The sequence below is a fragment of the Streptococcus thermophilus genome (assembly GCF_010120595.1).
Taxonomy (GTDB): Bacteria; Bacillota; Bacilli; order Lactobacillales; family Streptococcaceae; genus Streptococcus; species Streptococcus thermophilus.
The window spans coordinates 2,044,649-2,059,046 of the sequence record NZ_CP038020.1 but is presented as its reverse complement, the minus strand read 5'-3'; the positions used below and the strand labels follow the sequence as shown (position 1 = coordinate 2,059,046).

The following is a 14,398-nucleotide window of genomic DNA, read 5'->3' as shown; positions in this document are numbered from 1 at the left end:
TAGGTTGAGGCTGCCCCACTTTTTTTAAAAGGAGAAGGTAATATGACAAAAGCATTGATTTCAATTGATTACTCTTATGACTTTGTAGCAGATGATGAGAAGTTGACGGCTGGTAAGCCTGCCCAAGCCATTGAAGATCGCATTGCTCAGGTAACGCAAGAAGCCTATGACAATGGAGATTATATCTTTGTGGCTATGGACCGACATGATGAGGGGGATACTTTCCATCCTGAGACTAAACTCTTTCCGCCTCACAATATTGCAGGGACAGCTGGGCGAGAACTTTATGGTAAGTTGGCTGGTGTATATGATGCCATCAAGGATGATCATCGTGTCTTTTGGATGGACAAACGTCACTATTCAGCTTTTTCAGGAACAGATTTGGATATTCGTTTGCGTGAGCGTCGTGTGACAACAGTCGTTTTGACGGGAGTTTTAACAGATATTTGTGTGTTACATACGGCTATTGATGCTTATAATTTGGGCTATGATATCGAGGTGGTAGAGAGTGCAACAGCCTCCTTGACGACAGAAGCACATGATTTTGCCATTGGGCATTTTAAAAATGTTCTTGGAGCGACAATTGTAGAGTAAGAGTTGGTTCTTACTCTTTTTTTGATAATTCCTCTCTATCAACTGATTAAGAATATGAATTAGTCAAGCGGATATATTCGTGTTAGACTAAAGGCATTGATTCATCTGAGAGGAGAAAAATGATGAAAATAAAACGATTATTAGGTTTTGTGGCTATCGCTGTTGCTTCTGTAGGTATTTTGGCAGCTTGTGGTAAGGATGCTGCTAAGGATCAGACGGTGGTTCGAGTAGGGACCATGGCTAAGAGTGAGTCTGAACAAGCACGCTGGGATAAGATCGAAGAAATCTTGAAAAAAGAGGGAATTACGCTTAAGTTTAGCGAGTTTACGGACTATTCTCAACCAAACGTAGCCCTCAATAATGGTGATATTGATATTAATGCTTTCCAACACTATAATTTCCTTGATAACTGGAACTCGGATCATAAGACTGACTTGGTACCAATTGCTGAGACTTATTTCACAGCTTTCCGTGTCTATTCTGGTACAGAGGGTGGTAAGAACAAGTATAAGGATATTAAAGAGTTGCCAGAAGGTGCTACGATTGCCATTCCAAATGATGCCGTTAATGAAAGTCGTGCCCTTAATCTCTTGCAGTCTGCTGGCTTGATTAAACTTAGTGTAGGTGCAAATGACAAGGCTAAGTTGACTGATGTTAGTGAAAATAGCAAGAATTTAAATATCAGAGAAGTTGATGCTGCTCAGACAGCTGCCAACATTGATTCTGTCGATGCGGCCATTATTAATAATGACTTCGTTACAGAGGCTGGTATTGATCCTAAGACAGCTATCTACGTAGAGCCTGCTAGTAAAATACCAAGCAATGGTACAATCTACTTGTAGCCCAAAAAGGTTGGGAAAAATCAGATAAGGCTGATGCTATCAAGAAAGTTATCAAGGCTTATCATACTGACGAAGTCAAAGGAATCATCAAGAAATCATCTCAAGGTTTGGATGAACCAGTTTGGTAAGAGAGGACGCTATGGAAAGAGCTATTTTTGCCGGAGGGTGCTTCTGGTGCATGGTGCAACCTTTTGAGGAGCAAGAAGGTATTCTATCTGTTCGCTCTGGTTATACTGGATGACATGTACCAAACCCAACTTACGAGGAGGTATGTCGTAAAACGACGGGGCACACCGAGGCAGTGGAGATTATCTTTGATCCAGAAATTATTTCTTTTGCTGATTTAGTCGAAATTTATTGGGCACAGACCGATCCGACGGATGCTTTTGGACAATTTGAGGATCGTGGTGATAATTACCGTCCTGTGATTTATTATTTTGATGAGCGTCAAAAGAAAATTGCTGAACAATCTAAGGCTAATCTTCAAGCCTCAGGACGTTTTGACCGTCCAATCGTGACAAAGATTGAACCTGCGGAGACTTTCTACGAAGCCGAAGCTTACCATCAGGGATTTTATAAGACTAATCCTGAACGTTATGCGCAGAGTAGCACTATTCGTCACCAATTTTTAGAAGAAAATTGGAAATAAGTCATCATCGAGAGTAGGAAGTTATCCTACTCTCAATTCTTTGTCTGAAATCATAGGATAGTATCAGTTTTCCGTAGTTTACTATAAGAAAAGGATTACAGGCTATTGTATACTATTACTATATTAAGTCGAAATATATAAGAGGTAGAATAATGACTAAAAAATTAACGTTTCCTGACGGATTTTTTGTGGGGGTGGTGCTACAGCAGCCAACCAATGTGAAGGTGCCTATGATGCTGATGGGCGTGGGTTAGCCAATGTTGATGTGGTACCGATTGGTGAGGATCGCCTTTCGATTATTACTGGACGTCGCAAGATGTTTGATTTTGAGGATGGTTATTCTTATCCTGCTAAGGAAAGCATTGATATGTACCACCGTTACAAGGAAAATACTGCTCTCTTTGGTGAAATGGGCTTTAAGACTTATCGACTTTCTATTGCTTGGTCTCGTATTTTTCCTAAGGGTGATGAGGCTGAGCCAAATGAAGTTGGGCTAGCTTTTTACGAGGACCTATTCAAGGAATGTCACAAACATGGCATCGAACCCTTAGTAACTATTACGCACTTTGATTGTCCAATGCACTTGATTACAGAGTATGGTGGATGGCGTAATCGTAAGATTCTTGGTTTCTATGAAAATCTTTGCCGTACCCTTTTCACACGTTATAAAGGTTTGGTTAAGTACTGGCTCACTTTTAACGAAATTAACATGATTCTCCATGCACCATTTATGGGAGCAGGGATCTGTTTTGAAGAGGGTGAGAATGAGGAGCAGGTTAAATACCAAGCAGCTCACCAAGATTTGGTAGCTTCAGCTATGGCGACTAAGTTGGCTCACGAGATTGATCCTGAAAATAAGGTTGGTTGTATGTTGGCAGCCGGTCAGTATTATCCAAATACAGCCCACCCACGTGACTACTGGGCAGCCATGCAAGAAGATCGTAGTAACTATTTCTTCATTGATGTCCAGGATCGTGGAGAGTATCCAAATTATGCTAAAAAGCAGTGGGAGCGTGATGGTATTAAGCTTGAGATGACTGAAGAAGATTTGGAGCTTCTCAAAGAGCATACTGTTGATTTCATTTTCTTCTCTTATTATTCAAGTCGTGTGGCTTCAGGTGATCCAGAAGTTAATGAAAAGACTGCCGGCAATATCTTTGCCCCTATTAAAAATCCATATTTAGAATCTTCAGAGTGGGGTTGGGAAATTGACCCACTAGGCCTTCGTATTACCCTCAATGCTATTTGGGATCGTTACCAGAAACCGATGTTTATCGTTGAGAATGGGATTGGTGCTGTGGATACACCAGATGAAAATGGTTATGTTGAAGACGATTATCGTATTGACTACTTGGCAGCCCACATTAATACCATGAGGGATGCCATCAATGAAGATGGTGTAGAACTTTGGGGATACACAACCTGGGGTTGTATCGATCTTGTTTCTGCCGGAACTGGTGAAATGAAAAAACGTTATGGTTTCATCTATATAGACCGCGACAATGATGGTAAGGGTAGCCTTAAAAGCTCTAAGAAAAAATCATTTAACTGGTACAAAGAAGTTATCGCAAGTAACGGTGCCTCTGTAGAATAGTGGATTTGAGCTGTGTGCTAGTCTGGGTTCAATTTTACGAATCTAGCAAGCACTGAAAGAAAATTGATCTCCGATTGAAGTCAGCCTTTGGACTGGCTTTTTTGTAAGGGGTAGAAATTGTAATGTTTTCTAAAAATGATATTCTTATTAAAGTTTGAGATGGAGAAAATTTGGGTAAAAAATCAGTTGTATTTATAGCAGAGCCATCTCTATATGGAAAAGTTAGAGCTGGATCTTTAGTCTTTACGTGCACACCAAGGGTAGTGGAAAATTTATGTGCTAAATGAGAATTTACCGACAGATTAGTTTTCCCTTATGAATAGTCGTTTGGCTGCTATTGATTCGGAAATTCTCAATTGCCGTATGTCTGCAGAAAGCTTTAAACAATTTTCGCTTCCGAGTACGTATATTCATTATACGACTTTTTTTCCGTTATGTGATTCCTGAGTTTGTTCAAGAAAATCGCGTTTTATATTTAGACTGTGATATGATTTTCACGCAGGATTTGTTACCACTTTTTGAAGTAGATTTAAACGGATTTGGCATTAGAGCTGTTGCTCTTGCCCATCAAAAAGAGCAAAATCTTCATCAAAGATGCTGAGAATGGGTATCTGGTCCCTTATAGCGAGACTATGGATGAGGATTTACTTGTTTCTCAGATGGCCGATAAGATTTTATTTGCCTTAGAAAGTGATCTTGAGTCTATGTACCAATCCTCATACGACCTGGCAAAACATTATTTGAACCAGAAATGTTAGAAGCCTGGAGAAAGCTCTTGATACCCATACGATAACTGTTTTGAAAAAGCTGTATATTGGTAAACTGTAGTGACAAAAAAGTTGCTACAGTTTTTTTATCCTCCCAGCAAATTAGGCTAAATTATGGTAAAATAGAGGGTATTGAAAAATCATCATTTCACGAAAGGAAGCAAGATGAAAATTACGCAAGAAGAGGTAACCCACGTTGCCAATCTTTCAAAATTGAAATTCTCTCCAGAAGAGACAGCTGAGTTTGCGACAACCTTATCGAAGATTGTTGATATGGTGGAATTGTTGGAAGAAGTGGACACAACTGGTGTTGCCCCAACAACGACCATGGCGGACCGCAAGACTGTACTGCGTCCGGATGTTGCTGAAAAAGGGACTGACCGTGACCGTTTGTTTAAAAATGTACCTGAAAAAGACAATTACTATATCAAAGTACCAGCTATCCTAGAAGATGGAGGAGATGCCTAATGTCATTCAACAATAAAACCATTGAAGAGTTGCACAATCTCCTTGTCTCTAAGGAAATTTCAGCAACCGAATTGACACAAGCGACCATTGACGATATCAAGGCGCGTGAAGAAGCAGTCAATGCCTTTGTGACAGTAGCAGAAGAAGCTGCCCTTGCACAAGCTAAGGCCATTGACGAAAAAGGAATCGATGCTGACAACCTCCTGTCAGGGATTCCATTCGCTGTCAAAGACAATATCTCTACTGACGGCATTTTGACGACTGCGGCCTCAAAAATGCTCTATAACTACGAGCCTATTTTTGATGCGACAGCGGTTGCTAATGCCAAAGCTAAAGATATGATTGTCATCGGGAAAACTAACATGGATGAATTTGCCATGGGTGGATCTGGTGAGACTTCTTACTATGGATCAACCAAGAATGCTTGGGATCACAGCAAGGTTCCTGGTGGGTCATCTAGTGGTTCGGCAGCAGCTGTAGCTTCAGGTCAAGTCCGTTTGTCTCTTGGTTCAGATACAGGTGGCTCTATCCGCCAACCGGCTGCCTTTAACGGGATTGTTGGCCTTAAGCCAACTTACGGAACGGTTTCTCGTTTCGGTCTCATTGCTTTTGGTAGCTCACTTGACCAGATTGGTACGTTCTCACAAACTGTTAAGGAAAATGCCCAATTGCTCAATGTTATTGCCAGTGAAGATGCTAAGGATTCAACATCTGCGCCAGTCCGCATAGCCGATTTTACTTCTAAGATTGGTCAAGACATCAAAGGCATGAAGATTGCTCTTCCTAAGGAATACCTTGGGGAAGGGATTGACCCAGAAGTTAAAGAAACCATCCTCGATGCGGCTAAGCACTTTGAAAAATTGGGAGCAACAGTCGAGGAAGTCAGCCTGCCTCATTCTAAATACGGGGTTGCTGTCTACTACATCATTGCTTCATCTGAAGCCTCTTCAAACTTGCAACGTTTCGATGGCATTCGCTATGGTTTCCGTGCGGAAGATGCCAAGAACTTGGATGACATCTACGTAAACACTCGTAGCCAAGGCTTTGGTGATGAAGTCAAACGTCGTATCATGCTGGGTACCTTTAGTTTGTCATCTGGTTACTACGATGCTTACTACAAGAAAGCTGGTCAAGTTCGTACCCTCATCATCCAAGACTTCGAAAAAGTCTTTGCGGATTACGATCTCATCCTTGGTCCTACAGCTCCAAGCGTAGCTTTCGATTTGGATACGCTCAATCATGATCCTGTTGCCATGTACTTGGCGGACTTGTTGACCACTCCAGTTAACTTGGCAGGTCTTCCAGGGATTTCGATTCCTGCAGGTTTTGCGCAAGGTCTTCCAGTTGGTTTGCAGTTGATTGGTCCTAAGTATTCTGAAGAGACCATCTATCAAGCCGCAGCTGCTTTTGAAGCTACAACGGATTACCATAAGCAACAACCCGTGATTTTTGGAGGTGACAATTAATGAACTTTGAAACAGTCATCGGACTTGAAGTCCACGTTGAATTGAATACAAACTCAAAAATTTTCTCACCAACCTCTGCTCACTTTGGGAACGAGCAAAATACCAATACTAATGTAATCGACTGGTCTTTCCCAGGGGTACTTCCTGTCTTGAACAAGGGTGTTGTGGACGCTGGAATCAAGGCCGCTTTGGCGCTGAATATGGATATCCACCAGCACATGCACTTTGACCGTAAGAACTACTTCTATCCTGATAATCCAAAAGCCTACCAAATTTCGCAATTTGACGAGCCAATCGGTTATAACGGTTGGATTGAAGTGCAATTGGAAGACGGAACAACTAAGAAAATCAGGATTGAACGGGCTCACTTGGAAGAAGATGCCGGTAAGAACACGCATGGAACAGACGGTTTCTCTTATGTTGACCTTAACCGTCAAGGGGTGCCATTGATCGAGATTGTATCTGAAGCCGATATGCGTTCTCCTGAAGAAGCCTACGCTTATTTGACAGCTCTCAAAGAAGTCATCCAATACACAGGCATTTCTGATGTCAAGATGGAAGAAGGATCTATGCGTGTGGATGCCAATATTTCCCTTCGTCCATATGGTCAAGAGGAATTTGGTACCAAGACGGAGTTGAAAAACTTGAACTCCTTCTCGAATGTCCGCAAAGGTCTTGAATACGAAGTGCAACGTCAAGCGAAAATCTTGCGCTCAGGTGGTGTCATTCGTCAAGAAACACGCCGTTATGATGAAGCCAGCAAGAGCACAATCCTTATGCGTGTCAAAGAAGGAGCAGCAGATTACCGTTACTTCCCAGAACCAGACCTTCCATTGTTTGAAATCTCAGATGAGTGGATTGAGGAAATGCGTACGGAGTTACCAGAATTTCCAAAAGACCGCCGTGCTCGCTATGTGGCAGAGCTTGGTTTGTCTGACTATGATGCCAACCAATTGACAGCTACGAAGGTTACTTCTGACTTCTTTGAAGCAGCCGTAGCCCTTGGTGGAGACGCCAAACAAGTCTCTAACTGGCTTCAAGGTGAAGTCGCTCAGTTCTTGAACGCAGAAGGCAAAACGCTTGAAGAAATCCAATTGACACCCGAAAACTTGGTAGAAATGATTGCTATCATCGAAGATGGCACCATCTCATCTAAGATTGCCAAGAAAGTATTCGTTCATTTGGCGAAAAACGGTGGCGGTGCGCGTGAATACGTCGAAAAAGCTGGATTGGTACAGATTTCAGATCCTGAAGTCTTGATTCCAATCATCCACCAAGTCTTTGCAGATAATGAAGCAGCCATAGCCGACTTCAAGTCAGGTAAACGTAATGCTGACAAGGCCTTCACAGGCTTCCTCATGAAAGCAACTAAAGGCCAAGCAAACCCACAAGTAGCCCTCAAGTTACTTGCCCAAGAATTGGCTAAGTTGAAAGAAGATTGATAAATAAAGAACCAGCCGAAAGGTTGGTTCTTTATTTGCAATATTTGTGTTAGACTAGTCAAGAAGTTTATTATAAATAGATTTTAGGAGTTACCCCATGAACAAATTCTTAAGAGTCCTTTTTATCCTCGTCATACTCGCCATGACTGGTGCTATTATTTTTCAGCTATTCTTCCCAACTTATATGGGAAGTCATTCGGGTTACGGCATTTCTGTCGGATGGCAGAGGGAGATTGGTATTTGGAATGTAACAGTTCTTGTCATCCTGATTACTGTTAATCTCAAGTACGATTGGTTTTATATGAGAGCTGTTCTAATGGCTTTGATTATTGGAGGTCTTGGGATTGGGACTAATCATTTCCTTAGCTATCTTCAATACCGTCACTCAGTCAACGCTATTGGTGCACTTGAAAATTATCTTTTAGTTCTTGGCTGGATTATAGGTTGGTGGCTTGAAAATTCCTCAAGAAAAAGAGTATATTTTTTCTGAAGTTATCTACTGATTTACGACTCCCTGTGTTATAATAAATAGGCATTATCATAATCGAGGAAAACACATGTCTAAACAATTAAAAGGGAGTCTGATGGTCTTGGTTGCTGGAATTGCTTGGGGATTTTCAGGAGTTTCGGGTCAATACCTGATGGCTCATGGGGTTAATGTTAATCTTTTAACGAGTTTACGTTTAATTCTAGCTGGGATTTTGCTGACAGCTTCGGTCTTTTTTAGGCAGTCAGAAAAATTAGTTTCAGCACTTAAAGATAAGAAAACCTTAGTAAGTATCGCCTTATTTGCACTCTTTGGTTTGGTCTTGAATCAGTATGCCTATCTTAGTGCCATTCAGCATACCAATGCAGGGACTGCGACGGTCTTGCAGTATGTCACGCCAGTACTCATTCTGACTTTTGTGTGTGCTAAGAACCGTAGATTTCCAATGGTTTCAGAGTTGGTAGCGATTATCATGGCTATTGCGGGAACATTTATTATCGCAACGCATGGTCAGGTGACAGAGCTGGCCATTACGCCTATCGGCTTGTTCTGGGGCCTCTTTTAGGCAGTGACCTATGCACTTTATATCTTACTGCCTGCTAAGGCCATTGAAAAATGGGGCAGTCTGATTGTTATTGGCCTAGGCATGTTACTTGGTGGTTTGGTCTTTCCGATTGCTATCCAAGCTTGGAAGTATAAGCTTCCTTTGACCGGTGGAAATCTCTTAGCGCTTTTTGGTTTGGTCTTCATTGGGACACTCTTTGCTTACACCATTTTCCTTAAGGGGACGGCCATGGTTGGAGCTGTCAAAGGGAGTCTTTTAGCCTCGGTGGAACCCGTAACATCGGTCATTTTGACCGTATTAATTATGGGTGACCGCTTCTTTGCCATTGATGTGGTTGGAATGATTTTAATTGTTCTTGCTGTCATCATCATATCGCTTAAGAATTTAGTTGCCCTAACAAAAGAAAAAATTCAGAGATAAGAATGGAGCCTGAGTGATTTTGGTTCTTTTCTTTATTGTTCTGTAAAGGTTGTTCTTAAAAAATAGGACTTAAGTTCCACACATAAACCTTAAAATTATGGTAAAATAAGAAGTAAACTAACACTTTGGAGAGAAAATGAGTATAGACGATTATAGGCCCCAGTTTATGGTGGAGGCTGTTTATGATTTGAAACCTGACCAGCTACGTGAACACGGTATTCGTACCGTCTTGGTCGATTTGGACAATACCTTGATTGCTTGGAACAACCCTGATGGGACTCCTGAGCTACGAGCTTGGTTAGATGAGATGACAGAGGCTGACATTCCAGTGGTTGTGGTCTCCAACAATAAACATAAACGTGTTGAACGTGCAGTTGCCAATTTCCATGTAGATTTCGTGAGTCGTGCCATGAAGCCTTTCACTAAAGGCATTAATGAAGCGATTGAACGCTATCACTTTAACCGTGAAGAGGTTGTAATGGTGGGTGACCAGCTCATGACTGACATTAGGGCTAGCCACCGAGCAGGTATTCGCTCGATTTTGGTTAAGCCTTTGGTGAAATCCGATTCTTGGGTAACCAAGTTTAACCGTTGGCGTGAACGTCGCATGTGGAAAAAGATTGAAAAAGCATATGGTCCAATGACCTTCAACAAAGGAATTTAATGGAAGAATTATTTTGTATTGGGTGTGGAGCCCAAATTCAAACAGAGGATAAAGAAAAAGCAGGTTTCACACCTGCTAGCTCTATTAAAAAGGTCGAGGAAACAGGTGAGCTATACTGCCAGCGCTGTTTCCGTCTTCGTCATTACAATGAGATTGTGGATGTCCATATCACTGATGATGAATTTTTAAAATTACTTCATGAAGTTGGTGATAGTGATGCCCTCGTTGTTAATGTTGTTGATATTTTCGATTTTAATGGATCAATCATCCCAGGCTTATCACGCTTTGTTTCGGGTAATGATGTGCTCTTGGTTGGAAATAAAAAGGATATCCTACCTAAATCCGTTAAAGACGGTAAGGTAACTCAATGGTTGACAGAACGTGCCCACGAAGAAGGGATGCGTCCTGTGGATGTCATGTTGACATCTGCTCAAAATCATCATGCTATTAAAGAGCTGATTCAACGTATTGAAGCCCTCCGTAAGGGTCGTGATGTCTATGTTGTTGGTGTTACGAATGTTGGTAAATCAACCTTAATCAATGCCATCATCAAAGAAATTACTGGTGATAAGGATGTTATCACAACCTCTCGTTTCCCAGGAACGACCCTTGATAAGATTGAAATTCCATTAGATGATGGTAGCTATATTTTTGATACACCAGGAATTATACACCGTCACCAGATGGCGCACTATCTGTCAGCTAAGTACCTCAAATACGTTAGTCCTAAGAAGGAAATCAAACCGAAGACTTATCAGTTAAATGCAGGCCAAACCCTATTTCTAGGTGGACTAGGACGTTTTGACTTCATTGATGGTGATAAACAAGGTTTTACAGCCTTCTTTGACAATAATCTAAAGCTTCACCGTACCAAACTTGACGGCGCAGATGCCTTTTATGACAAGCACGTTGGAAGTCTCCTTATGCCACCTGGGCCTAAGGAATTGGCTGATTTTCCAAAACTAGTCCGTCACGAGTTCACTATCAAAGATAAGACAGACGTTGTCTTTTCAGGATTAGGCTGGATTCGTGTTCAAGGGAAAGCAGACCAACCAACCATCGTTGCTGCCTGGGCACCAGAAGGCGTTGGTGTCGTTGTGCGAAAAGCAATTATTTAAACCTAATGAAGCAGTTAAAAGTATAAAAAAGTCTTTTCAATGATCATAAAGTTTGCCTAGAGTTAAGCCATAAGCAAACAATGTGTTTTTCGCCCTGATAGTAATCCAAGCAACATACTATGTTACGTGGATTCGAAATTTTTGAAACTTTAAGCTCAAAAAATTAGCCATGGAACCCAAAGTTTACGAGCGACCCTATCATCTAAGAAAAACATCAAAAAATTAAAAAGGAATAAACATGTCACTAACATCAAAACAACGTGCCTTCCTCAAATCGGAAGCCCACACCCTTAAACCTATTGTACAAATTGGGAAAAACGGTCTTAACGATCATATCAAAACTAGCGTTCGTAACGCCCTTGATGCCCGTGAGTTAATTAAGGTAACCCTTCTTCAAAATACTATGGAAGATATCCATGAAGTTGCTGAAATTTTGGAAGAAGAAATCGGCTGTGATACAGTCCTCAAGATTGGACGTATCTTGATTCTTTACAAGGAATCTGCTAAAAAAGAAAATCGTAAGTTGTCACCAAATGTTAAAGCCATCCAAAAATAGTTGCTGACGTTACTTGGTGAAGGACAAATTAAGGTATAGAAACACTTTTAAAGCATTGAAGATGTTAAAAAAATCATATAATGCTTGAATAAGAGGAGACGAACATGGCATTAGATCTTGTAACCCCGTTTACAAAGGTTCAACTAGAGGAAGAAATTAAAGATACCGGCCGTAAGCAGGTTGGAATATTAGGTGGAAATTTCAATCCTGTTCACAATGCCCACCTGGTTGTTGCAGACCAGGTGCGTCAGCAGTTAGGTCTCGATGAAGTTCTTCTTATGCCTGAATTTGAGCCCCCTCATATCGATAAAAAAGAGACTATTGATGAAAAGCATCGCCTTAATATGCTTATGTTGGCTACTAACGGCATCGCAGGTTTGGATATTGAAACCATCGAGTTGGAACGTAAGGGAATCAGCTATACCTATGACACCATGAAGCTCTTGACAGAGGCTAATCCGGATACGGATTATTACTTTATTATTGGAGCTGATATGGTCGAGTACCTACCAAAATGGCACCGTATTGATGAACTTATCGAGATGGTTCAATTTGTTGGTGTACCGCGTCCTAAGTATAAGGCTGGAACCTCATATCCTGTTATCTGGGTTGATGTGCCCCTTATGGATATTAGTTCAAGTGCAGTCAGATCCTACATTAAGAAGGATCGTATACCTAACTTCATGGTGCCGCAGTCTGTACTTGCCTACATCAAGAAAGCGGGGCTCTATAAATGACCTATGAAAAATACCTTGACTTTTCTCGTGATGAACTCCTTGAAAAAGTTAGAACGGTTATGAGTCCTAAACGCTTTAGTCATGTTTTGGGTGTTGAGCAAGCTGCTATTGCTCTTGCTGAAAAGTATGGTTACGATACTGAAAAAGCTGGTTTAGCTGGCCTCCTTCATGATTATGCCAAGGAACTTCCAGACCAGGAATTCATAGAGCTAATCGATAAGTATGAGCTCGATCCTGAATTGAAAAAATGGGGAAACAATATCTGGCATGGCATGGTTGGGATTTACAAAATCCAAGAAGATTTGGGTTTAACTGATTCTGAGATTCTACGCAGTATTGAAATCCATACTGTCGGAAGTCATGAAATGTCAATCCTAGATAAAATTGTCTATGTGGCTGACTATATTGAGCATAACCGTAATTTCCCTTTGGTAGAGGAAGCTAGACAAGTAGCAAAGCAATCTTTGGATAAAGCAGTTGCTTTTGAAACAGTCCATACGGTAGAACACTTGGCGCACCAGGCCTTGCCGATTTATCCCAAAACTCTTGAAACCTATAATGCTTTTGTGAGTTACTTAAAAGATTAACAATTAATTACTGGAGAATACAATTGACTAAAGAAGAATTACTTGAATTGGTTGTCAAAGCTGCTGATGAAAAGCGAGCTGAAGACATCGTTGCCCTAGATTTGTATGGTCTTACTAGCCTAACAGATTACTTTGTTATTTTGAGTGCAATGAATAGCCGTCAGTTGGAAGCTATTGCCGACAACATCCGTGAGAAAGTTAAAGAAGCTGGTGTGGACGCTAGTCACATGGAAGGTGACAATAAGGGAGGCTGGATTCTTTTGGATCTTAACGACGTCGTTGTTCACATCTTTACAGAAGATGAGCGTGCACACTATAACCTCGAAAAACTCTGGCATGAAGCACTAATGGTAGATGTGTCAGCCTATTTGGCATAAGAAATTGAACTCAGTTAGCGATAACTGGGTTTTGTTGCTTAATTGAAAATCTAATGGAAAGAAAGGATAGGGTGTCGTGTTTAGTTAATTTTATAAACTTAACACGAGCTCAAAGCTATGAGAAAAAGAAAAACTTCCTTTGTATCTAGTGATACGGCAGAAAGTTTCCTATTTTCTCTCTGCTTTTAACGCTCTTTGTATCCTAGAAAGGATTTGAACCCGTCCTGTAATCGTCGGAAAATAGATAGCTTTGGCTTGGATCAGGATTCCAAGTCAAAGCTTCTAATTTTCATTCCAATTACAGACGGACTTGGTATCATGATTATGGCTACTTATGAAACTTTTGCGGCGGTCTACGACGCTGTTATGGATGACAGTCTTTACGATTTGTGGACGGATTTTTCCCTCCGTCATTTGCCAAAGACTATGGACAAAAAGAAATTGCTTGAATTGGCTTGTGGAACAGGGATTCAATCTGTACGTTTTTCTCAAGCTGGTTTTGATGTCACTGGACTTGATTTGAGTGCTGATATGTTGAAAATTGCTCAGAAGCGTGCGTCTTCTGCCAAGCAGAAAATTGATTTTATTGAAGGCAATATGTTGGATTTATCGCAAGCTGGCAAGTATGATTTTGTGACCTGCTACTCAGATTCAATCTGCTATATGCAGGATGAAGTAGAGGTTGGAGACGTCTTCAAAGAGGTTTACAATGCACTCAATGAGGATGGCGTCTTTATATTTGATGTACACTCAACCTATCAAACTGATGAAGTTTTCCCTGGATATTCTTACCATGAAAATGCTGAGGATTTTGCTATGCTCTGGGATACTTATGAGGATGCGGCTCCGCATTCTGTAGTTCATGAATTGACCTTCTTTCTCCAAGAGGAAGATGGAAGCTTTAGCCGTCATGATGAGGTGCACGAGGAGCGTACCTATGAGGTCTTGACTTATGATATCTTGCTAGAGCAGGCTGGCTTCAAATCTTTCAAGCTTTACGCCGATTTCGAGGATAAGGAACCGACTGAAACTAGTGCACGTTGGTTCTTTGTCGCCCAAAAGTAA

14 protein-coding genes and 4 pseudogenes are annotated in these 14,398 nt (G+C 41.1%); all 18 read left to right on the top strand.

The window, feature by feature from the left end; translation table 11 throughout:
- Window positions 1-42 precede the first annotated feature (42 nt).
- Window positions 43-594, top strand: a complete 552-nt coding sequence (locus E3C75_RS10785; RefSeq protein ID WP_111679685.1) for a cysteine hydrolase family protein — start codon at window positions 43-45, stop codon at window positions 592-594.
- A 122-nt stretch (window positions 595-716) separates the two neighbouring features.
- Window positions 717-1,564, top strand: a pseudogene (locus E3C75_RS10780) (MetQ/NlpA family ABC transporter substrate-binding protein).
- An 11-nt stretch (window positions 1,565-1,575) separates the two neighbouring features.
- Window positions 1,576-2,085, top strand: a pseudogene (msrA, locus tag E3C75_RS10775) (peptide-methionine (S)-S-oxide reductase MsrA).
- Between the two features lie 152 nt (window positions 2,086-2,237).
- A pseudogene (locus E3C75_RS10770) lies at window positions 2,238-3,679 on the top strand (6-phospho-beta-glucosidase).
- A gap of 436 nt (window positions 3,680-4,115) precedes the next feature.
- A complete protein-coding gene (locus E3C75_RS11915; RefSeq protein ID WP_231838381.1) occupies window positions 4,116-4,280 on the top strand; it encodes a glycosyltransferase in 165 nt (54 codons plus the stop codon).
- A complete protein-coding gene (locus E3C75_RS10760; RefSeq protein ID WP_223899686.1) occupies window positions 4,219-4,437 on the top strand; it encodes a glycosyltransferase in 219 nt (72 codons plus the stop codon). The genes E3C75_RS11915 and E3C75_RS10760 overlap by 62 nt, the downstream gene beginning before the upstream one ends.
- Window positions 4,438-4,611: 174 nt before the next feature.
- A complete protein-coding gene (gene gatC / locus E3C75_RS10755) occupies window positions 4,612-4,914 on the top strand; it encodes an Asp-tRNA(Asn)/Glu-tRNA(Gln) amidotransferase subunit GatC (protein ID WP_002884769.1) in 303 nt (100 codons plus the stop codon).
- The gene (gatA, locus tag E3C75_RS10750) at window positions 4,914-6,380 is read left to right on the top strand and encodes an Asp-tRNA(Asn)/Glu-tRNA(Gln) amidotransferase subunit GatA (protein WP_100273457.1); all 1,467 of its coding nucleotides are present in this window, start codon (window positions 4,914-4,916) and stop codon (window positions 6,378-6,380) included. The genes gatC and gatA overlap by 1 nt, the downstream gene beginning before the upstream one ends.
- Window positions 6,380-7,822 (top strand): Asp-tRNA(Asn)/Glu-tRNA(Gln) amidotransferase subunit GatB, encoded by a 1,443-nt coding sequence (gatB, locus tag E3C75_RS10745; protein ID WP_084829059.1) that lies wholly within the window; start codon window positions 6,380-6,382, stop codon window positions 7,820-7,822. Before gatA ends, gatB begins: the two co-directional genes overlap by 1 nt.
- A 97-nt stretch (window positions 7,823-7,919) precedes the next feature.
- Window positions 7,920-8,312: a hypothetical protein gene (locus E3C75_RS10740; RefSeq protein ID WP_111679684.1), complete on the top strand. Its 393-nt coding sequence runs from the start codon at window positions 7,920-7,922 to the stop codon at window positions 8,310-8,312.
- A gap of 67 nt (window positions 8,313-8,379) precedes the next feature.
- Window positions 8,380-9,294 (top strand): annotated as a pseudogene (locus E3C75_RS10735) (DMT family transporter).
- Window positions 9,295-9,430: 136 nt separating this feature from the next.
- Window positions 9,431-9,958: a YqeG family HAD IIIA-type phosphatase gene (locus E3C75_RS10730; protein WP_002951705.1), complete on the top strand. Its 528-nt coding sequence runs from the start codon at window positions 9,431-9,433 to the stop codon at window positions 9,956-9,958.
- A complete protein-coding gene (gene yqeH, locus E3C75_RS10725; protein ID WP_100262470.1) occupies window positions 9,958-11,076 on the top strand; it encodes a ribosome biogenesis GTPase YqeH in 1,119 nt (372 codons plus the stop codon). Before E3C75_RS10730 ends, yqeH begins: the two co-directional genes overlap by 1 nt.
- Window positions 11,077-11,314: 238 nt before the next feature.
- Window positions 11,315-11,632 (top strand): ribosome assembly RNA-binding protein YhbY, encoded by a 318-nt coding sequence (gene yhbY, locus E3C75_RS10720; RefSeq protein ID WP_002951701.1) that lies wholly within the window; start codon window positions 11,315-11,317, stop codon window positions 11,630-11,632.
- 104 nt (window positions 11,633-11,736) lie between these two features.
- A complete protein-coding gene (locus E3C75_RS10715) occupies window positions 11,737-12,369 on the top strand; it encodes a nicotinate-nucleotide adenylyltransferase (protein WP_065972527.1) in 633 nt (210 codons plus the stop codon).
- Window positions 12,366-12,956, top strand: a complete 591-nt coding sequence (gene yqeK / locus E3C75_RS10710) for a bis(5'-nucleosyl)-tetraphosphatase (symmetrical) YqeK (RefSeq protein ID WP_084829055.1) — start codon at window positions 12,366-12,368, stop codon at window positions 12,954-12,956. The genes E3C75_RS10715 and yqeK overlap by 4 nt, the downstream gene beginning before the upstream one ends.
- Window positions 12,957-12,979: 23 nt before the next feature.
- Window positions 12,980-13,333 (top strand): ribosome silencing factor, encoded by a 354-nt coding sequence (rsfS, locus tag E3C75_RS10705; protein ID WP_011227491.1) that lies wholly within the window; start codon window positions 12,980-12,982, stop codon window positions 13,331-13,333.
- A gap of 324 nt (window positions 13,334-13,657) precedes the next feature.
- Entirely contained in the window at window positions 13,658-14,398 is a 741-nt protein-coding gene (locus E3C75_RS10700; RefSeq protein WP_277426406.1) for a class I SAM-dependent DNA methyltransferase, read from the top strand.